The organism is Exiguobacterium alkaliphilum (assembly GCF_018138125.1).
Lineage (GTDB): Bacteria > Bacillota > Bacilli > Exiguobacteriales > Exiguobacteriaceae > Exiguobacterium > Exiguobacterium alkaliphilum.
In genome coordinates this window covers 1,427,180-1,451,912 of the sequence record NZ_CP073101.1, presented here as the reverse complement: position 1 = coordinate 1,451,912, position 24,733 = coordinate 1,427,180, and the positions used below count along the sequence as shown (strand labels likewise).

The window sequence follows — 24,733 nt, the reverse complement described above, 5'->3', positions numbered from 1 at the left end:
TCACTTTTCACATGGCGCTCGGCTCCCACCTGCCCGAACTCGCTGTCCCCATCGTTAAAAAGCTACTCATTTCCTTCATTGCGCACGCTACATTCATTTGTCTAATCGTAGATTATGGTATCGAATCTTGTCGAAAAAGTCAATCATCGTTCAAATGAAGTCGTTGCATTTGATCGAGCACGCGCTTCGTCTTGAGACGGAGTCCGCTGTATGAATCCATATAGGCGTCGAACAGTTGCCTGAGAAGTAGCCGCGTCTCTTTCGTGAGCGGAACGTTGCTGAACTCGGAAAGCTCATGACGGCTCATCCAATACAGCAGTTTCGCCAACCGTTCGCTCAAACGAATCGAGCCTTCCTCGTTATGACGTGCGCACAGGAAGCCACCCGCCGTCACCGAAAAGTACATCGGGTCGGTCACGTCGTTACAGCGGATGCATCCGGTCAATACCGGGGCGACACCGAGCAAGTGAAGAATACGCAGCTCAAAGTGGTGCGTGATCACCTCCGCGTCCATCCCGGCATTGAGCGCCTGAAGCGCCTCGTTCAAGATGCGGTAGAGCGGACGGTTCGGCACGCGGTCCTCGACGGTCCGGTCGACGAGTTCGAGCCAATACATCGCATACGCCATCCGCTCGACGTCTTTTCGAATTTCTGGGTACGACGTGATTACATCCGACGATTTCAATTGGCCAAGGCCACGACTCGCCGGAAAGATATAGACGGCTTCGACGAACGGTTGACTCGACGAATGAAGGCGACTGCCTGGCTTCTTCGCCCCCCGTGCCATGACGGCGACCTTACCGAGCTCTTCGGTGAACAACGTCACGACTTTGTTCGACTCACCGTAATTGACCGTGCGGATGACGATCCCCGTGACTTTTTGTAACATCGCTTAATACTCGTCGTCGCGGAAACCGAGGTCGCGCAGTTGGCCCATCTTGTTGCGCCAGTCCTTCTGTACTTTCACCCAAAGGTTCAAATACACTTTCGTCCCGAGGAGCATCTCGATATCCTGACGGGCTTCGGTCCCGATTTCACGGAGCATCGCACCTTTTTTGCCGATGACGATTCCTTTTTGCGAATCGCGCTCGACCATGATCACCGCCTCGACATCGACCATCTCCGAGTTCTCGCGTTTTTTAATCGACTCGATGGCGACGGCAATCGAGTGCGGCACTTCGTCACGCGTCTTATGGAGCACTTTCTCACGAATCAGTTCAGAGATGATGAACCGTTCCGGGTGATCGGTCACTTGGTCGGCCGGGTAATACATCGGGCCTTCCGGAAGTAACTTTTTAATCTCTTTAAGAAGTGGTTCGACGTTGTTCCCTTGAAGTGCCGAGATTGGGACATATGCCGCAAAATCGAGCTGGTTTTTATATTGTTCAATCACGGCTGGAATCTCATCCGGATGAATCATATCGATTTTGTTCATGACGAGGATGATCGGCGTGTCGAGCCCTTTCAACTTTTCGATAATGAAATCATCGCCCGCGCCACGCGGTTCCGTCACGTTGACCATGAAAAGAATCGCATCGACTTCACGCAAGGCGTTCGTCGCGACTTTCATCATGAAATCACCGAGGCGGTGTTTCGGTTTATGAATCCCTGGCGTGTCGATGAAAATGATTTGAGCGTCGTCGGTCGTGTACACCCCTTGGACTTTGTTGCGCGTCGTCTGTGGCTTATCCGACATGATGGCAATCTTTTGGCCAATCACGCGGTTTAAAAATGTAGATTTCCCGACGTTCGGGCGACCGATAATCGAGACGAATCCTGATTTAAAATCTTCTTGATACATAGTGCACCTGCTTTCATATTGTCTTGAATAAGGACGCGCCCGTTCACACGAGCGCGAGAAGATACGGTAAATAGATGACGAGGGCCGTTACGGCCGCACCGACTGAGGCGACGAGCACGGCACCAGCGGCCACATCTTTCGCTTGTTTGGCGAGTGGCCTCACGTCGCGCGTCACAAGATCGACCGTCCGTTCGACGGCCGTATTGAGTAATTCTAACGAAATGACGAGAATGATCCAACCAAATAACAACAAGTTCTCCATCGTCGTCGTGTCGAGCCATATCGCGAACACAACGACGAGGAGGCTCGCGATGAGGTGAATCCGCATATTCCGCTCGGTCCGCGCCGCGTGCACAATCCCTTGCACGGCGAACCAAAACGGTCTCACACCTCGCCTCGCTTCAACTCAAAATGGGCGAGCACTTCTTCTTGCCGAGCCGTCATTTCCGCCTCGTCTTCCGGCGTCATATGGTCGTACCCGAGGAGATGTAAGAAGCCGTGGATTGCCAAGAAACCGAGTTCTCGTTCGAATGAGTGGCCGTAGTCCGCCGCTTGTTCCCGACAACGCTCGACCGAGATGACGAGGTCGCCGAGGAGGCGCGGCTCGTCTTCGTCGAGCATGAAATCCATCTCTTCTTCCCCCATCTCATCGAACGCGAAACTGATCACATCCGTCGGGGCATCTTTGCCGCGCCAATCCCGATTGATTTCTTGAATCAACTCGTTCGTCAAGAACGTGACCGAGAGTTCACTCGGTTCCTCGACGTCTTCTTCTGTTGCGGCGTGGACTAAAATCGCTTCGACGAGTTCACGTTGTGCGCTCGTCAGTAATCCATGTTCATCGTTCGAGATGATTTGCATGCATGTCGCCTTCTTTCTTTAGTTCTGGATATTCGATGCGTTCATGGAAGAGGCCAGTCAACGTCTCACAGGCACTCTCGCCGACACGCCATACTTCTTTCGTCGTCAAATCACAATCTTCAAACTGACCGTCTTGCAGCTTATCGCGAATGATGCCATTAACGAGCTGACGGATGCGGTCGGGCGTCGGTTGTTTTTGAGACCGGACCGCGGCCTCGATTGAATCGACGATCATGACGACGGCCGCCTCACGCGTCTGCGGTTTCGGACCCGGATAACGGAAGCGCGATTCGGATACGTCACGCGTCTCTTTCGCCTTCACGTAAAAGAACTTCAACAGCGAGGTACCGTGATGTTGTTCGGCGATGTCGATAATCTCTTGTGGCAACTTGTAGCGCCGCAGAAGATCGGCCCCGTCATACGGATGGGCCATGATGATATCGGCCGACTCTTCAGGAGTGAGTCGGTCATGCGGATTGACGCTGTTCTGTTGATTCTCGATGAAATGGAGCGGTCGTTCGGTCTTTCCGAGGTCGTGGTAATAACTCGCCACGCGGGCGAGCAATCCGTCGGCCCCGATCGCCTCACACGCCGACTCGGCCAAATTGGCGACCATCATGCTGTGATGATACGTGCCTGGCGCCTCCATCAACAACTTCCGCAAGAGCGGGTGAGTCGGGCTCATCAGTTCGACGAGGCGTCCGGATGACAAGACGCCGAACCACGGTTCGAGGAACGGCAAGACGCCGAACGTGAGAACGATGGACAAGAGCGCTCCGACGACGGCGAAGCCGGACAAGTAAGCCGCCATCTCCCATGTCACTTGCGTGTTTCGTAAGAACAACAAGGCGAGCACCATGATGATATTGATGATCCCGAGCAAGATGCCGGACAAGAACAGTCGCTTCCGCTGAATCTTCGGTTCGACCAAGAACACCGCGAGGAAGCTTCCCGTCGCGAAATAAACGAGCGTCATGAAGCTCGTATTCTGTCCATAACTGACGACAATCGCCCCGGCAATCATCGTGATCAACGCCGATGCGAGGGCGACGCGTTCATCGACCAAAATCCGGAGCAGTAATACGACGAAGGCCGTCGGCGCGAGCACATAGGCGTACGTTGTGAATTCGATGCCGATATAGCCGACTCCGAAAAAGAGTCCAAGTTGGAATAACAAGAGACCATATACCGTAATCAAGATTTTCGGTCGGAGCAATAGCTCATTGATCTTTGAGCGAATCAACATAAACAAAAATCCAGCTGTCAGCAGGCCGCTCAATAAGTATGATCCGAAAAGCGGTGCGAATGATCGGTTCGGGTCAATGGCACCACTCAGTTCGAGCTTACGATAAATTTCGCGCGTGACGACTTCTCCTTGATTGACGAGCAGTTGACCCTCTTGAATGATGACCGGGTCGACAGCATCGACCGCTTCTTGTTCCTTTTGCCGCGTCGCTTCTGAGTCGAAGACGTAGTTCGGCACGATGAGCTGGTCGCTCAAGCTTTTGGCAATCGTCCGAAACTCGAGCGAGAGCGGTGATTGATCGATGAGCGTCCCGGCGCGGTCTCGTGCATCGGCGATTGAGTCGGAACTCGTCTCGATGCGATTCCCCATAACTTCCTGAAGCGCCGTCACGGTGACATCTTCGACCGTTCTTCGCGTGTTTTCACTCGCCTGGAGCAACGCGTTCAACTCATCGTCCCCAAGAAATCCGTTCGCATCAGTCGAGTTGAGACGACTTTTAATGTCGGCTAATTCTGTCTCGTCATCCGTGTTCTCGAACGCCGCGAACAGCTGCTCGACTTTCGCAATCTGTTGATCGGCGAACTCACGGCGAAGCGAGAACTGGCTGCCGACGGCGTTCGTCGCTTCTTGCCTCAACCGTTCCGTCGCCACGCGGTCCTCGATTGTGATCGGTGAGCGGATATCCTGTTCGGCAATCCCGAGTGGTTCGACGCTTATGATGGTCGGGCGCACTGTAAAGTAAAGGATTGCCCCAAGGATGAGGAAGAAGACGATTGAAATCGCCGCCACCGTCCAATGACGTGCTCGTTGCATCAGTGCCCCCCCTTTCGTCATGTAAGATCCGTGCTATAGGCGTTGATGATTTTCTTGACGAGTGGATGGCGCACGACGTCCGAAGCGGTAAAGTGCTCGAAATGAATCCCGTCTACCCCTTCTAACAGGCGGAGCGCCTCTTGTAAGCCGGACGCTTTCCCTTTCGGTAAGTCGACTTGCGTCAAGTCACCCGTGACGACCATCTTCGACCCGAAACCGAGTCGAGTCAGGAACATCTTCATCTGTTCTTTCGTCGTGTTCTGTGCCTCGTCTAGGATGACGAACGCGTCCTCGAGCGTCCGTCCTCGCATATAGGCGAGCGGGGCGACTTCAATCGTCCCGCGCTCGAGCAGGCGATTCGTCTGTTCGACGCCATAGACGTCGAATAAGGCGTCATAAAGCGGACGCAAATACGGATCGACTTTCTCTTTCAAGTCGCCCGGTAAAAAGCCTAGGCTCTCTCCGGCTTCAACGGCAGGTCGTGTCAAGATGATGCGTTTCACTTGACCTTCCTTCAAAGCACGGACGGCTAAGACGACCGCCAAATACGTTTTCCCCGTACCGGCCGGACCGATTCCGAAGACGAGGTCACGGCGCTCGATGGCGCGAACGTAACGGCTCTGCCCGACCGTCTTCGCACGAATCGGCTTCCCTTTGCTCGTCGTGAAGACGACGCGTTCGTAATGTTCGAGCAACTCGTCACCTTTCCCGACTTGAATATGTTGAATCACGCTGATCGCATCGCTCTCGTTCAAACGTGCGCCTTTCTTTACGAGCTGTTGCAATGTCTTGACGACTTGTTTCGTCAGCTCTAACGTATCGGCTGAGTCTGCTTGAATGATGAGTTCTTCTCCTCGAGGTGTCAATGCGACGGAAAGCTCAGATTCGATAGCTTCGAACACTTCGTCTTTCGGTCCAAGGAGTGCTTGTGCTTCGTTCGCATGCTCCATGACGAACGGAATTTTATCAGTCATAATCAATGGATGATACTCCCCCTCTTGAATAGATTGTTCCCTCTTTACTTTAGCACTATCAAGCCGTTCGTGAAAGAAAGACCGCCCCTTCCACGAGCAAAAAAGCAGCAACGAGAAGAACCGCACTTGATTGTTGGATTAAACCAACACATCAAGGCGGTTCCCGTCACTGCTTCATTCAGCGCTTACGTTTTGAAACGGGTGGCTGAATGATTTCACTCCACACGACCGCTTGTCTCACTTGCTTCATCGACATGCGTGGTTGTGGTTGTGGACGTGTCGATTCCGCCTCCGTGATTGGCGGAATCTTCACCGTCTGTTCAAACTCCCGACTGACGGCCGGTTGTCGCTCTCGCGACTTCGGCGCGTGACGGTCTGGGTCGTACGGACGACCTAACGTTTGTTCCGGGGCCGCGGGAGCCGCGACGCGGCGTCGCAGTTTTTGTCCCTGGCCTTGTCCTTGCTTCGGTTCCTCAAGCGAACCTTCGACTTCTTTCATCATATCGCCGACCGTATCGAGATAGCGTTTCAAGTCCGAACTTGGGGGACGCTCTCCCGTCGTCGACGAGGATTTCTCTAACCGCTTCATGACCGCCGAGGCGATCCCGAACGCGGCGAGTAGGAGTACCCACAGTCCATCCATATCGATTACTCTCTATTGTCAGATTCGACTGGGTGACCGATCGCTTTACGCATGTCTGTATCGGCTTGGACGTTCAAGTAGTTGACGTAGTCCATGACACCGAGTTTACCGTGGCGGAGTGCCTCGGCCATCGCGAGTGGGACTTCGGCTTCAGCTGCGACAACTTTCGCGCGCATCTCTTCAACAGAAGATTTCATCTCTTGTTCGCGAGCAATCGCCATCGCACGGCGCTCTTCCGCCTTCGCTTGGGCAATCTTTTTGTCGGCTTCGGCTTGGTCTGTTTGAAGTACCGCACCGATGTTCTTACCGATATCAATGTCGGCAATATCAATCGAGAGAATCTCGAACGCCGTCCCTGAATCAAGACCTTTCGTCAATACTGTACGTGAAATCAAATCCGGGTTTTCAAGTACGTGCTTATGATTGTTTTGCGAACCGATCGTTGAAACGACCCCTTCCCCGACACGGGCAATGATCGTCTCTTCACCGGCACCACCGACGAGACGGTCGATGTTGGCGCGAACCGTGATGCGGGCTTTCGCCTTTACTTCGATCCCATCCATCGCCACACCAGCGATAAACGGTGTTTCAATCACTTTCGGGTTAACCGACATTTGGACCGCTTCAAGCACGTTCCGACCAGCGAGATCAATCGCTGCCGCTCGTTCGAACGACAGCTCGATGTTGGCGCGGTGTGCCGCAATCAATGCGTTGACGACACGGTCGACGTTACCGCCGGCAAGGAAGTGACTCTCGAGTTGGTTCGTGTTCAAACCGAGTCCGGCTTTCACCGCTTTAATGAGCGGGTTGACGATTTTCGATGGGACGACGCGACGGAGACGCATCCCGACGAGCGTAAAGATTGAAACGTGAACGCCTGCTGCGAACGAGCTAATCCATAATCCTACCGGTACGAACGTGAAGAATACCGCTAGGGCAATCAAACCTCCACCTGAGATGAGTAACGTGGTCAATAGTTCTGGTGTCATTCTGTTACATCCTCCTTCGGCTCTACAAAGCTTCGGACGACGACGCGTCCTGAATCCACTTTATACACCTGAATTTTAGTTTGTTGATCGAGATAGCTACCCTCTGTCACGACATCGATTCGTTCTCCTTCAATCTCAGCGGTACCCGCTGGACGAAGTGGTGTCAATGTGACGCCGACCTTACCGAGCAAACTTTGTTTGTCGGCGTGAGACAAGTAACCTTTTTCTGACGACGTCGAGTCCGTCAAAATAAGGCCCTTGTACATGAGCGACCGATTCGACTGCAAACGTCGATACGCCCAAAATCCAAGTCCGGCAACGATGGCCGTGGCCAAACCGAGCGATAGCCACAACTGACCGATCGTGGCGCCTGCCATAATCAGACTGGCGACGACCGCACCTATACCGAGCACTCCAAACAACCCAAAACCGGCAACGAACACTTCAATTCCAAGAAGGACGACTCCGACGAAAAACACTGTCAGAATCACTCCGAGACCAAATGTCATCGTATTGCTACCCCCTTCCAAATAAAAAGCTACCTCTTATCTCTAGTGTATACGAAACGAGATTGAATGTGGTTTCAGAATACGCAAAAAAAGGCAGAATCTTTTGGAATTTCCAAAAGACCCTGCCAATTCGTTCAATTCGTCAATTGTTGTTTGACGATTCGGTTCACAAGACCACCGTCTGCCTTGCCTTTAACTTGAGGCATGACGACGCCCATCACCTTACCCATATCAGATGGGGCCGACGCATTCGTCTGGGCGATAGCTGCTTTGACGATTGCAGTGACCTCTTCTTCAGAGAGTTGTTCAGGCATATAGGCCTCTAGCACGACAATCTCGTTAGCAACTTTAGAAGCAAGGTCCTCACGACCAGCGCTTTCGAATTCTCGGAGGGAGTCTCTGCGCTGTTTCATCTCTCGGTTGAGCACCGTGAGTTCCTCTTCCTCAGTAAGATCTTGTCGGCCAAATTTGATAGCCTCATTTTGGAGCGACGCTTTGACCATCCGGATCGTCGTGAGACGATCTTTCTGTTTGGCGCGCATGGCTTGCTTCATGTCGTCCGTCAAGCGTTCTTGAAGACTCATGAGCTAACACCCTCTCTACAAATGAAACTGAAATTAGAATTTCTTACGCTTACGCGCAGCTTCTGATTTCAATTTACGTTTTACGCTTGGCTTTTCGTAGTGACGACGTTTGCGAACTTCGGCAAGAGTGCCATCTTTCGAAACACCGCGTTTGAAACGACGAAGAGCGTCTTCAAGCGATTCGTTTTTACGGACACGAGTTTCCACTAGTTTTCCCTCCCTCCGAATTACACGACTAAGGAAACGTGTTTCACACGTCATATCATATTATAGTGAAATTAAGTCGTGCGGTCAACCACTAGTTGTTAATAGTCGCTATCTGAACGACCGCCTGTGACGATGGCGATTCCAGCCGATGCGCCGATGCGCGTCGCACCCGCATCAATCATCGCTTTCGCGCCTTCAAAGTCACGTACGCCACCCGATGCCTTCACGCCAACATCCGGGCCGACCGTTTCGCGCATGAGGCGAATATCTTCAACCGTCGCGCCGCCCGTCGAGAAACCAGTCGACGTCTTCACAAAGTCTGCACCAGCCTTGACTGACAACTCGGCCGCAGTCTTGATTTCTTCTTTCGTGAGCATGCACGTTTCGAAGATGACTTTAACGAGCGTACCGTTCGCTGCTTCCACGACCGCGCGGATGTCGCGCTCGACAAGCTCCAAGTCGCCGTCTTTCAACGCTGCGATGTTGATGACCATATCGACTTCATCTGCACCGTTCGCGATTGCATCTTTCGTCTCAAACGCCTTCACTTCTGGCGTGTTGGCTCCGAGTGGGAAGCCGATGACCGTGCATACTTTCACGTCGTCATCTGACTTGAGTTGTTCTGCTGCATACTTTACCCATGTCGGGTTGACACAGACGCTCGCAAATTTGTACTCAAGCGCCTCTTCGCAAAGCTTTGTAATTTGATCTTTCGTCGTTTCAGCCTTTAAAGCCGTGTGGTCGATATAACGTGCTAATTCCATCGTATAGTTCCTCCTTTGATCGTTAAGTCTGACATATAGGTCTGACCTCTAACATATTATCATGTTTTGTACGCTTGTAACAGCTTTCATTTAGACGAGTTGACGTCGTTTTCTCGTTTGGACCCAACTGTTCCAGCTGAAGAAAAAGATGGCGAGCCAAATGCACGTGAAGGCGAACACATGGTATGCCGTGAACGGCTCATGATATAACAAGACACCAATCGCAAGGCTCAATGTCGGTGCGATGAACTGCAAAAATCCGACGAGCGTGAACGGGATATGTTGCGCCCCGTAGCCGAACAACAACAGCGGTAACGCCGTCATCACGCCCGTGCCGAGCAGAGCGACCCAAATGATCGGGGACGCCGTCAAGGTGAGCGTCTCACGCGACGTCTCGAAAGCGAGGAACAGGACTGCGACCGGCACGACAGCGAGCGTCTCGATACCGAGGCTGACCGTCGAGGCGAGCGGGCGTCGTTTCTTCACCATCCCATAAAACCCGAACGTGCTGGCCAGTATAAAGGCAATCCAAGGGAATGAGCCATATCCGAACGTCAAGACGAGCACACCGACCGTGGCCACCCCGACGGCGAGCCACTGGACCCGGTTCAATGATTCCCGAAAAACTAGCACCCCTAACACCATACTCACGAGCGGATTGATGTAATACCCGAGCGAGGCCTCGATGATATAACCGTTATTGACGGCCCATATGTAGACAAACCAGTTCGCACTGACGATAAATCCGTTTAACATGAAGGCGTTTCGCGTCGCCCGATGGCGGAGCGCATAGTTGAACTCTGTCCACTGTTTCGTCCACTTCAAGACGAGCAAGATGAATAAAAACGACCACACGATGCGATGAGCAAGAATTTGACTGCTCGGAATTTCCTGTAGAAACTTCCAATAGATCGGGAGGACTCCCCACATGACGTAAGCGCCGACCGTGGTCACGACTCCTTTATTCAACATATTCACCTGCCCTCTTCTACAATTAACGTCAGTGTAGTCGATGCGTTAGCGACATTCAACACATTTCTTTCATATATTGATGACAAAAAGAGGCGTGCCGAAAGCACCGCCTCTTTTTGCTGTTCCTTTAATTCGAAATCGTCGCAACGGATGCGAGCGCTTGTTCTAAATCTTCAATCAAATCGGCCACGTCCTCGAGGCCAACCGAGATGCGCACGAGGCCGTCTGTGATGCCGAGCTCTAGTCGTCGCTCGGCTGGGATTGACGCATGCGTCATCCGAGCCGGGACACTAATCAAACTCTCGACCGCTCCGAGACTTTCCGCGAGTGTAAAGTAGTGTGTCTTGGCGACGATGAGTTCTGCCGCTTCGGCCGATCCGACATCAAACGCAATCATACCGCCGAATCCACGGGCTTGTGACGTATGCACCCGCTTCGCCTCATCACTTGCGATACTCGGGTGCAAGACGCGTCCAACCGCTTCGTGATTCGTCAAGAAGTCGACGAGCGCGAGCGCGTTCGATTCGATTTCCTCCATCCGAACCGCGAGTGTCTTGATGCCGCGGACGACAAGGAAGCTATCTTGCGGTCCAAGCACGGCCCCGACTGAGTTTTGCAAGAAAGCCAAGTCCTCACCGAGTTCTTCGGTCCGAGAGACGACGAGACCGGCAACGACGTCGCTATGGCCACCTAAATACTTCGTCGCACTATGGAGCACATAGTCCGCTCCAAACTCGATTGGGTTTTGGAAATATGGCGTCATGAACGTGTTGTCGACGACGAACAACGTCCCGGCCTCGTCTGCGATTTGACGCATCTGCTTCAAATCCGTGACATTTAGGAGCGGGTTCGTTGGCGTCTCGACGTAAATCATTTTTGTGTTCGGCTGAAGCGCGGCGCGGACTGCCGTTTCATCGGCCGTATCGACAAAAGATGCCTCCAGGCCAAGTGATTGAAATACTCGATTGAATACACGGTACGTTCCTCCATATACGTCAGAACCGACGATGACGTGGTCCCCAGATTTTAAAAGCATTAAAATCGTCGACACGGCCGCCATCCCGGATGCGAACGCGAATCCGCGCGCGCCCTTTTCGATGTCGGCAATCAACGTCTCGAGCGCCGTGCGCGTCGGGTTGGCCGTACGCGAGTACTCATATCCCTCCCGCAGATTTCCGATCCCGTCTTGTTTATATGTGCTCGTTTGATAAATCGCCGGTGTGACGGCCCCTGTTAACGGGTCCGTCGTTTTACCGCCGTGAATGAGCGCTGTTTTTGTACGCATGTTCTGCCTCCTCGACTATCCCTTGACTTAAATATCGTTCCACACTGTCCGGCAAAATCGTGACAATCACGCCTTCTGTCATCTGGTTGGCTTCCTGGACACAAGCCGCGATGGCCGCCCCGGACGAACTTCCGATAAGAAGCCCTTCGCGCTTGGCCATGTGTGCCACGTAGTAGAATGCGTCTTCATCTGTAATCGTATAGATGCCATCGACGTAAGCCTCGTCTAGAAAGACAGGCCACGATTCGACACCGATTCCTTCGGTCTTGTGCGGGCCAGGAGCCCCACCGTTCAAGATCGACCCTTCCGGCTCGACGACGATCGTTTTCGTCCCGTGCGGTCTGAGCGTTTTCGCGACACCCGTGAACGTGCCCCCAGAACCCGCACCCGCGATGAAAACGTCAATTTGCGGCATGTCGTTCAGTAATTCCAAAGCGAGCGTCTCGACATAGGCGTCCGGATTGTCCAGGTTCGAGAATTGCTCTGGCAAATACGCGTCGTGTTCGACCGCCAGCTCTTTCGCCCGTTCAATCGCCCCTTTCATCCCGAGTGATGTCGGCGTGTTGACGACCGTCGCCCCGAGCAGACGCATGAGCGCCTGTTTTTCTTGACTGAACTTCTCAGGGGTGACCGTCATCAGATTAATCCCGAACTTTTGACAAGCGAGCGCGAGTCCGATGCCGGTATTCCCGGCGGTCGGTTCGACGACAGTCCCGCCGCGTTTGAGTTGTCCGCGCTCGATGGCACGCTCAATCAATTGCAGACCGAGCCGATCTTTAACGCTTCCGCCCGGGTTTCGCATCTCCATCTTCCCGTACACTTTGACGCCTTCCGGGACAGGTAACGTCGTCAACTCGATGAGCGGGGTATGTCCGATGAGCTCATACACATCCCGGACGATCATTTACGCCTCGTCCTTGAAGATGATGTGCCACTCGTCACGCTTCGCGAGCATATCAGCCGCAAGTTTTTTGGCGCCCTCGAAATCATGATGGTTCGCGCTTCCGCATTGAATCGGGTTTTGCGCCGGTAATTCGGTCGCATTCGCCGCGTCGCGCAATGTCGCTTCGACGAGGTCGAGCATCGCTTCGTAATCGCCGTCGTTGAGCATCGTCCAGTAGAAGCCTGTCTGGCAACCCATTGGCGATACATCGATAATTTGGTTCGAATGGCTACGGCTGTTTTCAGCAATCAAATGCTCGAGCGAGTGCACGGCCCGCATCGGCATGAGCCCCTCGTTCGGTTGAATGAAACGGATATCATATTTATAAATCGTATCGGCCGTGCCTTTCTTCACTCCGGCTAGACGGACGTAAGGCGCTTGTACTTTTGTATGATCTAAATTAAAGCTTTCGACTTTATAACTTTTCATGATTGTGTTCCTCCTGTTTGTTTCGTGGCCACGACGAGCCATACAAATTTGTTTTTTTGTTCCATCTGCACAGCGTATCCGTTGTCTTCTAAAATCGACCGGATCGTGTCTGTGTATGGATAATACTCGCGGTTCAAATCTTCGACCAAGTCAGCGTAACCATGTTCCGTTGCCCAATTAATAATCTGTGCCCGTGCTTCAGCTGACTCAAACATCGTATCGAGCAAGACGAACCTTGGTGAATCAAGATGCTCGACATAGCTCTCGATCGCTTGACGTTTCTCGACGTCTGTCAAATGGTGAAACGCGTAAGACGATACAATCGAATCGACGCGTTGCTCGGCCGGATAGTTCAAGAAGTCACCCGTCTTTACTTCAATCCCGAGCTTTTGAATCGCTACCTCACGCATCTCATCAGAAGGCTCGATCGCAATCAACTCGTGCTGTTTAAGAATACGGGCACTCAAGTTTCCCGTCCCGACACCAAACTCCATCACGCGTCCGTCTAACTGCTCAACGACCTCGTCAAGCATCGTGTCATACCCGGCGAACACTTCTTTGTATTGTTCGTCGTGCCCGTTCACCGTCTCATCGTATTGTGACGCCCACTCTTTAAAAATATCCATGAACTGAAGTCCCATTGGTCCACCTCATTCTTCTTTATTCCGACTATGTTGATATGTTTTATATGAATTCTATACCCAGACTTTATCAACTTTTTTGAAAAATCTCAAGTGAATTGTATCGCTCTCGTCTCAATCAGCCGCATTATTTATAAATCGATGTCTCAAAACGAAAAAAGACCCATCCAATTATGAGTCGTTAGGACAAAAGTAATTGTCAGAATTTTTTAATTTGTTCAAATTCATTACCCTGATTTTTAAAAAATAAAAGGAAATTAAATCGTTGTTCCGCTATGATTTTCCACAAATGGATTAAATCTTTAGAAAACGAATGGAGGATTTATTTTGCCACAACCTAAATTTTACGTTAACGTATCCCTCGCCACTTGCCTCGCATTGACGCCTGGCCTTCTCGGTCTCGGTGCCGAACCAGTCCTTGCCAAACCGTCGGTCACGGCGAACGTCGCCGTCAGTGACAAACAAGAAAAACTTCGTGTCGTCGTCGAACTCGTCGGCGCCCCGGCCATTGAACAAGCGAAACAAAAAGGTAAAAAGTTTAATGCGCTTTCAAAAGCCGAGAAAGATCGGGCACACGGTCTCGTGAAGGCCGAGCAAAAGAAAGCGAAAGACGCGATTGCGAAAAAAGGCGTCAAAGTCGAACCACTCGAAGAGTTCACGACCGTCTTCAACGGATTCAGTACGTTCGCGACGACAGCCGATATCGAAAAAATCGAGGCGTTGCCAGAAGTCGCGGCCGTCCATCTCGTCAACGAGTACGAACGTCCGGAAGTGAAGCCAGACATGGTGACGAGCAACGGCATGGTCCAGTCCCAACAGACATGGGGCGACTACGGCTATACAGGAGAAGGGACGGTCGTCGCCGTCATCGATACCGGTGTCGATGCGGACCATCGCGACTTCAGATTGAGCGATCAGTCAAAAGCCGAGCTCTCTGAATCCGAGGTCACATCGGCCGTGAGCGAATTCGGGATGGCCGGCGCGTACATAAACGATAAGGTGCCGTATGCATACAACTATTATGACGAGAATGATGACATCCGTGACGATTCACCAGGTGCATCGATGCACGGGATGCACGTCTCCGGAACGGTTGCCGCGAACGGAAACGAAGAGACCGGCGGATTGAAAGGTGTCGCGCCTGAGGCCCAAGTTCTTGGATTGAAAGTATTCAGTAATGACCCGAACTACGCCTCGACCTACGGAGACATTTACATCAAAGCGATCGATGACGCCATCAAGCTCGGTGCAGACGTCATCAACATGAGCCTCGGATCGACCGCTGGATTCGTCAGCGCCGATTCCCCGGAACAACAAGCCGTTCAACGCGCTGTCGATAACGGTGTGTTCATGTCCATCTCGGCAGGGAACTCGGCTTACTTTGGGAACGGATTCGATTTGCCATACGCCAACAACCCGGACACGGGCGTCGTCGGTTCACCGAGCGTTAGTTCGGCTTCGACATCGGTCGCCTCGCTTGAGAACGACCAAATCCAGCTCGACGCGTTCTCGGTCCGCTCAGGTGACAAGACTGATAAAATCGGTTGGAAAAAGCAAGACGGACCAGCCTTCACACAAGGCGAATACGATATCGTCTACGTCGGCGACGGTCAACCGGCAAACTACGTCGGCAAAGATGTCAAAGGGAAAATCGTGCTCGCCGTCCGAGACGGTAGTTACTTTTACTCGAACATCCAACAGACAGCCGAAGCGAACGGCGCGGCCGGTGTCATCGTCCGCGGTACGGTCGGTCACGGCGACTATGTGAGCATGGCCTTGTCGAACCCGAAAATCCCGATGGCTTCACTCAGCATCAAGGACGGGAACGACTTGCGCGACCGTCTGATCGCTGGCGAACAGATGCGCATCGGCTTCAACGGTGATCGAATCAGCGTCGCCAACCGCGCGGCTGGCGCGTTGTCAAACTTCACATCGTGGGGCGTGACACCGAACCTCGATTTCAAACCAGAAATCGCGGCACCGGGCGGTCAAATCTTCTCGACGCTCAACGATAACCAATACGGCCTCATGAGCGGTACGTCGATGGCGGCCCCACACGTCGCTGGGGGCGCAGCGCTCGTCTTGCAACGTGTCGATGAGCAGTTCGACCTCGACGGCGTCGATCGCGTCACGATGGCGAAAAACTTGTTGATCAACACGTCGAAAGCTGTGACCGATATCGGCCCATACAATCAACAGTTGAAACAAAACATCCCGTACACGCCACGTCGTGGTGGAGCCGGCTTGATGCAGTTGCACGCTGCCGTCTCGACCCCAGCCGTCGTCTATGAAAAGACGTCAAAAGAGGCAAAAGTTGCCTTGAAGGAATTGAACCGCAGCAAAGCGACGTTCACGCTCGTCGTCGAGAACTTGTCGAACGAAGCCGTCTCGTATGACGTCTCATCATCGCTCCAGACAGACCTCGCCATCGAGCGCACACCAGGCCTCGTCCAAAACGCGATGGAAGCCCAACCGCTTCAAAACGCGACGGTGACCGTCAACGGGAAGGCAGTCAACTCGGTGAAGTTGAAACCGAATCAAAAGACAGAAGTTAAAGTCGCTGTCGATGTCTCGAAAGCACAAGTATTGAATCCGAAAACGTTGAGCGGCCTCGTGGCAGCGAAAGACGTGTTCGAGAACGGGTACTTCGTCGACGGCTTCATCCGCCTGTCTGATTCGAACGGGTCTGAAGGAAACCCAGATCTCGTCGTACCGTTCGTCGGTTTCGAAGGGGACTGGGGCAAGGCACCAATCTTCGACGCTTCGGTTTATGAGTCGGGCTCATTCTATGAGACTGCCGGCATGGTCGACCAGGCCGGGAACTACCTAGGCGCTAAGTTAGACAAGTCGTTAAACTTTGATGCCATCGCCTTCTCGCCAGACGGTGACGGCGTGAAAGACGCCGCGACACCAGTCTTCTCGTTGCTCCGAAACGCGAAAGATGTGAAGTACCGCATCGTCGATGAAGCCGGAAACGTCGTCCGTACCCTCCGCCAAGACGATGAGTTGCGGAAGAATTACTTTGATGGCGGACGCAACACACCGTACTACTACTCGGCAGCCTACAAGTGGGACGGCCAGTTGAACGGGAAACCGGCACCTGCCGGCAAGTACTTCTACGAGATTGAAGCGAGCATCGATTACATGAAAAAAGAAGCACAGACGCTTCGTTTCCCGGTCAAAGTCGACTACACGGATCCGACGTTCACAGCGAAATGGCAAGGTGACAGCTTGACGGTCCAAGCGAAAGACGACTTCGCCGGCGTCCGTTCGGTCGAGTACCTCGTCAACGGAAAAGCCGTTGCGACATCTGCTGACACGACAGCGACGCATACGTTCGCCTCGCTCGCCGAGAGCGACTCTATCAGCGTCCGCGTCACGGACCATGCCGGTAACGCGACGACGAAAGCAGTGGCGTATTCGAACGACGCCGACAAGCCAGGCGTCTTCTTGACGGCCCCGCTCGCGCTCGCACCGTACGCAACTTCGGTCATCCCGATCGCCGGTTCGATTCAAGACGCCTCTTCGATTCAATCGTTCCAAGTCGATGGCACGGACGTCCCACTCACGTGGAACGAGACGACGAAGCGCTATGACTTCAACACGACGCGGACGTTCGCCGACGGCGTGCACAAGTTACGTTTTGTCGCTGAAGATGCGGCCGGTAACGTCGCGAACTTCCAACGAACGATCTTTGTTGATGCGACACCAGCGACGATCTCGTTCGGGAAGCTTCCAAGAACGATTAATAAAAACCAGCAGTCCGTCCGCTTGGATGTGACGGTGAAAGACAACTTTGACGAAGTGAAGTTACTCGTCAACGGAGACTTGAAGTTCAGCCAAACGCTCAAGGCGCCATATGAGATGCGCCCGTTCTCTCGGACCGAGACGCTCACGCTACCTGTCGTCTCTGGTGAGAACACGTTCACGTTCGAGGCGGTCGACCTCGCGGGGAACGTCACAAAAGAGACAATCACATTGACGAAGAAATGAAAAAAGCTCTTGCCGCACGCTGAACTGCTCCCCGTCAAGTAGACAGGGCAAATAATGAAAACCAAACTAGGCGGCTTGAGTCCTGTATTCGACAGGGCTCAAGCCGTTTAGCCGTTTCTGGAAACGGTCATGGTTGTAGAACGATATGTAGGCCTCGATGGCCGATGTGAGTTCGTTATAGGCCTGGAACTCACGCAGGTAGTACATCTCGACTTTCAGGGTGCCCCAAAAGCCCTCGATCGGGGCGTTGTCGATGCAACGTCCGACCCGGGACATGCTGTGGGTCAGCCCCGCGTCTTCCACCATGCGTTTGAACCCTCTCGATGTGTATTGATATCCTCGGTCACTATGGATCATCGGACTCGCTCCTGTACGGAGCCCCGCGATCGCTGGCATCATCGTCTGGAAGACGAGCGCGTTGTTGTTGGATTTCCCGATGCGATAGGCGACGATTGAGCCGTCATACAGGTCGATGATCGCGCTCAGATACGCCTTCCTCCCGGCGCCATATTTGAACTCGGTGACGTCGGTGCACCATTTCTCGTCCGGTCGTGACGCGCTGAATTCCCGGTTCATCAGGTTCTCGGCCACATGCTGCGGTGACGACTTTTTGTACCGCTTTCGTTTCTGGCGGATGACCGAACGGATCTCATGGATGCGCATGAGACGATAGATGCGCTTCTCGTTGTATGCCGGCAGGCCATGCTGGCGTCGTCTGCGATTGACCGTCATGGTGATCCGTCGATACCCGTAGGTCCCATTCACCTGGTCGTAGAGGAGACGGATGTCCTCCAGTAGACTCGAGTTTTCTTCCTCGCGTACCGAGACGGTACGTTTTAACCATTTATAATAGGCGGCCCGTGAGACCTGCGCGATCTCGCATAGGAGCACGACCGGGAACGTGTCGCTTGTCGACATTTCCTTGATGGCCATGTACCGCAATTGTAGCCGGATCTGGCTGATCAACCTCTCCTCTCGATCTCCTCTAACTTTTTTAGGAACAGATTCTCGGCCCGAAGGCGCTCATTCTCCCGTTCAATCTGTTGGATGCGACGTTCGAGCTTCTCCTCGTTGGTCAGTTCCTCTTCTTGCTTTGTCCGTCCGCGCCGGTCCTCGAGCCCGTGCACGCCGTCGGTGTCATATTTTTTCGTCCAGCCGTAGACCTGCTGGTACGACACGGCGAATATCTCGGCCGTCCTTTGATAGTTCCGTCCGTTGTCCAGGCAATACCTGACGATCTCCATGCGTTCCTCGAATGTTGTCTTTCTCCCTTTGGCCATAGCTCGATCCATCCCTTTTCTCGAATCTGTTAACTCGCTATGACCAGTATACTTCTTGATCCACCGATATAGAACCGACCAACTACTAATATGATATTTGGAGAGAACCTCCATTTTAGTGAACCCATCGAGATAGTCACGTACGGCCGCGATCTTCTGTTCCTTGGTGTAATGTTTCCATGTCTTCGACTCCTTCAACGCATCGATCCCACCGGTATCGAATTTCACTTTCCACACCCGGAGGGTATTCTCAGAGACGTGATGGGCCTCCTCGATTTCCTTCCAGGTGTATGTCCCTTCTTCCATCATACGTAGCGCACTCAGTTTTTGTTCAATCGAATGCCGACTTCTCGCCATAAAAAACACTCCCCGATAAGAATAAACAGATTTGTTATTTCATCTGTCTACCTATTGGGGAGCATATCACGCGGCGAGAGCTTTTTTTACGTCAATTCGAGCGCATAAGAGATGGCAGCGAGCGCGTAGAGCGGCGCCGTCTCAGAACGCAAGATGCGTGGTCCGAACGCACAGGCCTGTGCCCCACGTTCCGTCCACTCGATCACTTCCCCCTCATCAAAGCCACCTTCCGGCCCGACGATGAGCAGTAGCTTGGCCCCAGGTCGAAGTGTCTGGAGCACGGTCGCAAAGGCCGCTTTCTCTCCTTGCTTCGCTTCTTCCTCATAGGCGACCACGACGGCATCGTACGTCTCGAGCTGTCGTGACAACTCTCGTGAACTGATGTACGAACACGTCGGGACGATGGCACGATACGACTGTTCGGCCGCCTCCTGCATGATCTTTTGAAGACGCTCGACTTTTTTCGGCGCTTTTTTCGCGTCCCACTTCGCGACCGACCGTTTCGACTCGAAGAGAAGCAACTGGTGCACGCCGAGCTCGGTCGCCTTTTGGGCGACGAGTTCGACTTTGTCACCTTTCGGGAGCGCATAGGCGAGCGTCACCTCAATCGGCAGTTCCGTTGTCGCCGGGCGTTTCTCGATCACACGTACCGTCCCTGACTTCTTCTCGAGTGTCACGACCTCGGCCTCGTACTCGTATCCTTCCCCGTCGAGAAGGACGAGCCGATAGCCGGGCTGTCCGCGGAGCACGGTCCCGATATGATGGGCGATATCCGCCGGTAGTACGACGTGGTCATTCGCGAGCGCGTCTCTGTTCAGAAAGTATCGTTGCATGCGCTCACCCCTTCTTCGCGATGATGGCAACCCAATCTTCCATGACACGCGTCTCTTCAATGACAAAGCCGGCCGTTTGGAGCGCTTCGGCAACTTCCGCCCGCTTCTGACCGATGATGCCGGATGTGATGAAGTAACCGCCTTGTTCGACGCGGTCGTACGCATCGTCGATAAAGAGCAAGATGACGTCCGCGAGGATGTTCGCGACGACGAGGTCATACGTGCCGTCCATTCCTTTCAACAGGTCACCCGTGTTGACGGCGACGAGCGCTTCGACCCCGTTCGTCTCGACGTTTTGTCGCGCCGATTCGACGGCGACGGTATCCAAATCGAGCGCCTCGACGTGTGACGCCCCGAGTTTCGCCGCCGCGATGGCAAGTACGCCTGAACCGGTCCCGACGTCAATCAAGCGGTCACCCGGCTGAATGTAATTCTCGATCGCTTGAATGCATAACATCGTCGTCGGATGCGTGCCCGTCCCGAAGGCCATGCCCGGATCGAGGAGAATGACGTTCTCTTCCGGTTGCGGCTCATAGTCCTCCCAGAGCGGGACGATCGTGAGCTGTTGTGAGATTTTGACGGGCTTATAGTATTGTTTCCACGAGTGGGCCCAGTCCTCTTCGTCGAGCTCGGCGACGGTTACGTCTCCGCTACCGATGTCCAAGATGTCCCGTAGCCGGTCGACTTCCTTTCGGAACGCGGCGAGCGTGTCCTGAAAGTCGCTCGACGCCGGCACGTACGCTTTGACGTAAACGCCTGAGGTCGGATACGATTCACGTCCCGAGACGTCCCAAATCTCTCCGAAATGGTCTTCAGCCATCATCTGGTCATAGTCTTCGACGTCCTCGATGACGACCCCTTGTGCCCCCACTTCATGTAATAAATTCGATACGGCCTCGACCGCCTGCTGTGTCGTGTGGACACAAATTTCAGACCATTTCATCGTTTGAACACGCTCCTTTTAGTGACTAAAAAACTTTTTCATTTTTTGGAACAACCCGTGTTGTTCTTCGACGCCCGCTTCGCCGCCAATCTCTTCGAACTCGCGGAGCAACTCTTTTTGACGGTCCGTCATGTTCGTCGGTGTCATGACGACGATGGTGACGTATTGGTCCCCGTGACCACCGCCACGAACGCTCGGCATCCCTTTTCCGCGAAGACGAAATTTCGATCCGGTCTGTGTGCCGGCCGGGACTTTCAAGCTGACTTTTCCGTGGACGGTCGGCACTTCGATTTCAGCGCCAAGTGCTGCCTGAGCGAACGTGACCGGCATCTCCATTGCGATATGTTGGTCGACGCGCTCAAAAATCTCATGACCGCGGACACGGACGACGACGTATAAATCTCCAGCCGGTCCCCCATTAAAACCAGGACCGCCTTTTCCAGACATCCGAATCTGTTGGCCGTTGTCAATCCCCGCTGGAATTTTCACTTCGACGCGCTGCGTCTTCTTGACGTGGCCTGAACCGTGACACGTCGGACACTTTTCTTTAATCGTCTTCCCTGTCCCGTGACATTGACTACATGGCCGTTGGTTGACCATCCGGCCGAGAATCGTATTCTGTTCAACTGTCTCGACCCCACTACCACCACAACGGCCGCACGTCTCTGGTTTCGTCCCCGGTTTGGCACCACTGCCCATACACGTGTCACATTCGACTTCAATCTCGAGTTCGATCGTCTCCGTCTTACCCGTCACGCTTTCCATGAAGTCGAGGTCGACGACATATTGATAGTCTTCCCCTCGACGCGGCGCGTTCGGATCTTGACGGCGTCCGCCGCCACCGAAGAACATGTCGAAAATGTCACCAAATCCACCTTGGAAGTCGCCGCCACCGAACTGGCTCGCCCCTTCAAAACCAAATCGGTCGTATTGGGCCCGTTTCTGCTCATCGGACAATACTTCATACGCCTCGCCGATCTCTTTGAATTTATCTGCTGCATCCGGCTCTTGGTTAATGTCTGGATGATATTCTCGCGCGAGCTTCCGATACGCTCGTTTAATGTCTTGCACCGAGGCCGATTTATCTAGGCCAAGCACTTCATAATAATCTCGTTTCGCCACGTCAGTCTCTCCTATCTCGTCTTTAAAGTTCGAATTTACCGATTCTACCTTAACATAGAAAGAGCCAAAGCAGAAACCTGCTTTGGCGCCCTCCCATCCGTTTTATTATTTACGGTCGTCGAGATCTTCAAACTCGGCGTCGACGACGTTGTCGTCTTTCGCTTCCGTCTGTGTCTCGGCGCCTTCAGCACCTTGCTCTTCAGCCATGCTCGCATATACTTTTTGCGTCAACTCTTGAACGACGTTCGACAATTCGTCTTTCGCCGTACGAATTGCTTCAAGGTCTGTGCCTTCGAGCGCAGACTTCGCTTTCTCTTTCGCTGCTTCCGCGCGCTCTTTGTCGGCCGCATCCACTTTGTCGCCAAGGTCTTTAATCGCCTTGTCTGTCGCGAAGACGAGCTGGTCTGTCTCGTTACGGAGTTCTGCTTCTTCTTTGCGCTGTTTGTCCGCTTCGGCGTTCGCTTCGGCTTCTTTTACCATCCGCTCGATTTCAGCCTCATCGATTCCTGAAGACGATTGAATTGTGATCGATTGTTCTTTGTTCGTGCCGAGGTCTTTCGCCGAAACGTGTACAATCCCGTTCGCGTCGATATCGAATTTGACTTCGATTTGCGGGACGCCACGTGGTGCCGGCGGGATGTCCGTCAATTGGAAACGACCGAGCGTCTTGTTATCCGGCGCCATCGGACGCTCCCCTTGAAGAACGTGGATATCGACGGCTGGCTGGTTGTCCGCCGCTGTCGAGAACACTTGTGACTTCGATGTCGGGATTGTCGTGTTGCGATCGATCAACTTCGTCATGACGCCGCCCATCGTCTCAATTCCGAGCGAAAGTGGTGTGACGTCGAGAAGGACAACATCTTTCACGTCACCGGCAAGGACGCCGCCTTGAATCGCAGCTCCGAGGGCAACGACTTCATCCGGGTTCACGCCTTTGAACGGCTCTTTCTTCGTGAAATCATGAATCGCTTTTTGGACTGCAGGAATACGCGTCGAACCACCGACGAGGATAATCTTGTCGAGGTCAGACGGTGTGAGACCTGAGTCTTTCAAGGCGCGACGCGTCGGTTCCATCGTGCGCTCGACGAGGTCGGCTGTCAATTCGTCAAATTTCGCACGCGTAAGCGTCGTCTCCAAGTGAAGTGGGCCAGCCGCTCCGGCCGTGATGAACGGGAGGCTGATGTGCGCGCTTGTCACGCCCGAGAGGTCTTTTTTCGCTTTCTCGGCCGCATCTTTCAAGCGTTGGAGCGCCATCTTGTCTTGGGCGAGGTCGATGCCGTTCTCTTTTTTGAACTCTTGGACGAGGTAGTCGATGACTTTTTGGTCGAAGTCGTCGCCACCGAGACGGTTGTCACCGGCTGTCGCCACAACTTCGAAGACGCCGTCGCCGAGCTCAAGAATCGAGACGTCGAACGTACCGCCACCGAGGTCATAAATCAAAATCGTATGGTCTTCACCTTTGTCGAGGCCGTAAGCGAGTGCCGCTGCTGTCGGCTCGTTGATGATTCGTTTGACTTCGAGTCCGGCGATTTTCCCAGCGTCTTTCGTCGCTTGACGTTCGGCGTCGTTGAAGTAGGCAGGCACCGTGATGACCGCTTCTGTGACAGACTCACCGAGGTAGTCTTCTGCGTCTTTTTTGAGTTTTTGCAAGATGATGGCCGAGATTTCTTGTGGCGTGAACTTCTTGCCATCGACTTCTACTGTATGTGACGTACCCATGTGACGCTTGATTGATTGGATCGTGTTCGGGTTCGTGATCGCTTGACGTTTAGCGACTTCACCGACTTGACGTTCTTCCCCTTTGAAGGCGACGACAGAAGGTGTCGTCCGGTTCCCTTCCGCGTTCGAGATGACGACTGCTTCGCCACCTTCCATCACTGCTACACATGAGTTCGTTGTACCTAAGTCAATTCCGATAATTTTACCCATTGTCGATTCCTCCATCTAGTTAAGTAATGTTATTCTGCGACTTTTACCATGCTCGGACGAATGACACGCCCATGCATCGTGTACCCTTTTTGAAGCTCCATCGTCACGACGCCTGAATCGAACTCGTCGCTCGGCTCTTGCATGACCGCTTGATGAAAATTCGGGTCAAACGGCTGACCGACCGCGTCGATCGCTTCGACTTGTTCCCCGTTCAACACATCGAGAAGCTGACGGTGAATCATGTCGACGCCCGCCTGAATCTGTTTCGCATCGTCAGACGTCGCTTCGACTTGAAGTGCCCGCTCGAAGTTATCGATGAGCGGAATCAATTTCTCGATGACTGACTGGGACGCGAACTTAATGCGTTTCGCGTTCTCTTCATTCGTCCGACGACGGAAGTTGTCAAAATCGGCGCGAATGCGAAGCTCGCTCGCTCGCAGTGCTTCGATTTCTTTTTCATAATCCGTCCCCTCAGAAGTTTCTTCCACAATCTGAGCATTTGAAACCTCGTCCGCTTCGACTTCTGTCGCTTCTTGTTTCGGCTCAAAATCTTTCTCTTCGAGCACTTCGTCCTTGTCTGGACCGTTCTGGTTGTCAACTGTCATGTTGAGGCTC

The 24,733-nt window shown here is 53.3% G+C and carries 24 protein-coding genes; 1 reads left to right on the top strand and 23 read right to left on the bottom strand.

What is annotated here, in order from left to right; translation table 11 throughout:
* Positions 1-139: 139 nt before the first annotated feature.
* The 17 genes from recO to KB235_RS07380 form a co-directional block, all read right to left on the bottom strand.
* Positions 140-889: a DNA repair protein RecO gene (gene recO, locus KB235_RS07460; protein ID WP_034809439.1), complete on the bottom strand. Its 750-nt coding sequence runs from the start codon at positions 887-889 to the stop codon at positions 140-142.
* A gap of 3 nt (positions 890-892) precedes the next feature.
* Positions 893-1,801 (bottom strand): GTPase Era, encoded by a 909-nt coding sequence (era, locus tag KB235_RS07455; protein ID WP_034809438.1) that lies wholly within the window; start codon positions 1,799-1,801, stop codon positions 893-895.
* A 43-nt stretch (positions 1,802-1,844) separates the two neighbouring features.
* Positions 1,845-2,189: a diacylglycerol kinase family protein gene (locus tag KB235_RS07450; RefSeq protein ID WP_034809437.1), complete on the bottom strand. Its 345-nt coding sequence runs from the start codon at positions 2,187-2,189 to the stop codon at positions 1,845-1,847.
* The gene (gene ybeY, locus KB235_RS07445; protein ID WP_034809436.1) at positions 2,186-2,662 is read right to left on the bottom strand and encodes an rRNA maturation RNase YbeY; all 477 of its coding nucleotides are present in this window, start codon (positions 2,660-2,662) and stop codon (positions 2,186-2,188) included. Before ybeY ends, KB235_RS07450 begins: the two co-directional genes overlap by 4 nt.
* The gene (locus KB235_RS07440; protein WP_246514386.1) at positions 2,640-4,721 is read right to left on the bottom strand and encodes an HD family phosphohydrolase; all 2,082 of its coding nucleotides are present in this window, start codon (positions 4,719-4,721) and stop codon (positions 2,640-2,642) included. The genes ybeY and KB235_RS07440 overlap by 23 nt, the downstream gene beginning before the upstream one ends.
* Before the next feature lie 17 nt (positions 4,722-4,738).
* Positions 4,739-5,695, bottom strand: a complete 957-nt coding sequence (locus KB235_RS07435; protein WP_034809432.1) for a PhoH family protein — start codon at positions 5,693-5,695, stop codon at positions 4,739-4,741.
* 178 nt (positions 5,696-5,873) lie between these two features.
* Positions 5,874-6,338: a hypothetical protein gene (locus KB235_RS07430; protein WP_034809429.1), complete on the bottom strand. Its 465-nt coding sequence runs from the start codon at positions 6,336-6,338 to the stop codon at positions 5,874-5,876.
* Positions 6,339-6,343: 5 nt separating this feature from the next.
* Positions 6,344-7,327, bottom strand: a complete 984-nt coding sequence (floA, locus tag KB235_RS07425; RefSeq protein WP_034809426.1) for a flotillin-like protein FloA — start codon at positions 7,325-7,327, stop codon at positions 6,344-6,346.
* Positions 7,324-7,836 (bottom strand): NfeD family protein, encoded by a 513-nt coding sequence (locus tag KB235_RS07420; protein WP_024371438.1) that lies wholly within the window; start codon positions 7,834-7,836, stop codon positions 7,324-7,326. The genes floA and KB235_RS07420 overlap by 4 nt, the downstream gene beginning before the upstream one ends.
* 134 nt (positions 7,837-7,970) lie before the next feature.
* On the bottom strand, positions 7,971-8,420 hold the full coding sequence (locus KB235_RS07415; RefSeq protein ID WP_211780875.1) for a GatB/YqeY domain-containing protein: 450 nt from the start codon (positions 8,418-8,420) through the stop codon (positions 7,971-7,973).
* A gap of 33 nt (positions 8,421-8,453) precedes the next feature.
* Positions 8,454-8,648 carry a 30S ribosomal protein S21 gene (gene rpsU / locus KB235_RS07410; protein WP_029334745.1) on the bottom strand — a complete coding sequence of 65 codons (195 nt, stop codon included), beginning with the start codon at positions 8,646-8,648 and terminating at the stop codon, positions 8,454-8,456.
* A 77-nt stretch (positions 8,649-8,725) separates the two neighbouring features.
* On the bottom strand, positions 8,726-9,391 hold the full coding sequence (deoC, locus tag KB235_RS07405) for a deoxyribose-phosphate aldolase (protein ID WP_034814844.1): 666 nt from the start codon (positions 9,389-9,391) through the stop codon (positions 8,726-8,728).
* A gap of 90 nt (positions 9,392-9,481) precedes the next feature.
* Complete coding sequence (rarD, locus tag KB235_RS07400; RefSeq protein WP_034814842.1) at positions 9,482-10,363, bottom strand: EamA family transporter RarD; 882 nt, start codon at positions 10,361-10,363, stop codon at positions 9,482-9,484.
* 127 nt (positions 10,364-10,490) lie between these two features.
* Complete coding sequence (locus tag KB235_RS07395; protein ID WP_211780874.1) at positions 10,491-11,648, bottom strand: bifunctional cystathionine gamma-lyase/homocysteine desulfhydrase; 1,158 nt, start codon at positions 11,646-11,648, stop codon at positions 10,491-10,493.
* Positions 11,614-12,552, bottom strand: coding sequence for a PLP-dependent cysteine synthase family protein (locus tag KB235_RS07390; RefSeq protein ID WP_211780873.1), 939 nt, complete (start codon positions 12,550-12,552; stop codon positions 11,614-11,616). Before KB235_RS07390 ends, KB235_RS07395 begins: the two co-directional genes overlap by 35 nt.
* The gene (locus KB235_RS07385; RefSeq protein ID WP_021065678.1) at positions 12,553-13,020 is read right to left on the bottom strand and encodes an S-ribosylhomocysteine lyase; all 468 of its coding nucleotides are present in this window, start codon (positions 13,018-13,020) and stop codon (positions 12,553-12,555) included. It lies immediately after the preceding gene.
* The gene (locus KB235_RS07380) at positions 13,017-13,661 is read right to left on the bottom strand and encodes a class I SAM-dependent methyltransferase (RefSeq protein ID WP_211780872.1); all 645 of its coding nucleotides are present in this window, start codon (positions 13,659-13,661) and stop codon (positions 13,017-13,019) included. The genes KB235_RS07385 and KB235_RS07380 overlap by 4 nt, the downstream gene beginning before the upstream one ends.
* A 327-nt stretch (positions 13,662-13,988) precedes the next feature.
* Here KB235_RS07380 and KB235_RS07375 point away from each other — a divergent pair, with 327 nt between their 5' ends.
* Positions 13,989-17,654 carry a S8 family serine peptidase gene (locus KB235_RS07375; protein WP_211780871.1) on the top strand — a complete coding sequence of 1,222 codons (3,666 nt, stop codon included), beginning with the start codon at positions 13,989-13,991 and terminating at the stop codon, positions 17,652-17,654.
* 66 nt (positions 17,655-17,720) lie between these two features.
* On the opposite strand, the gene KB235_RS07370 is transcribed toward KB235_RS07375, so the two are convergent.
* The 6 genes from KB235_RS07370 to grpE form a co-directional block, all read right to left on the bottom strand.
* A protein-coding gene (locus KB235_RS07370; RefSeq protein WP_211779505.1) for an IS3 family transposase occupies positions 17,721-19,291 on the bottom strand; the annotation gives its coding sequence in 2 pieces (ribosomal slippage) (positions 17,721-18,652 and positions 18,652-19,291; 1,572 coding nt in all).
* A gap of 86 nt (positions 19,292-19,377) precedes the next feature.
* Positions 19,378-20,124: a 16S rRNA (uracil(1498)-N(3))-methyltransferase gene (locus KB235_RS07365; RefSeq protein WP_034814832.1), complete on the bottom strand. Its 747-nt coding sequence runs from the start codon at positions 20,122-20,124 to the stop codon at positions 19,378-19,380.
* A gap of 4 nt (positions 20,125-20,128) precedes the next feature.
* Complete coding sequence (gene prmA, locus KB235_RS07360) at positions 20,129-21,067, bottom strand: 50S ribosomal protein L11 methyltransferase (protein ID WP_211780870.1); 939 nt, start codon at positions 21,065-21,067, stop codon at positions 20,129-20,131.
* Positions 21,068-21,085: 18 nt separating this feature from the next.
* Positions 21,086-22,189, bottom strand: a complete 1,104-nt coding sequence (gene dnaJ, locus KB235_RS07355; protein WP_211780869.1) for a molecular chaperone DnaJ — start codon at positions 22,187-22,189, stop codon at positions 21,086-21,088.
* A 105-nt stretch (positions 22,190-22,294) separates the two neighbouring features.
* A complete protein-coding gene (dnaK, locus tag KB235_RS07350) occupies positions 22,295-24,118 on the bottom strand; it encodes a molecular chaperone DnaK (protein ID WP_211780868.1) in 1,824 nt (607 codons plus the stop codon).
* Between the two features lie 29 nt (positions 24,119-24,147).
* Positions 24,148-24,723, bottom strand: a complete 576-nt coding sequence (grpE, locus tag KB235_RS07345) for a nucleotide exchange factor GrpE (protein WP_051622730.1) — start codon at positions 24,721-24,723, stop codon at positions 24,148-24,150.
* Positions 24,724-24,733: the final 10 nt, after the last annotated feature.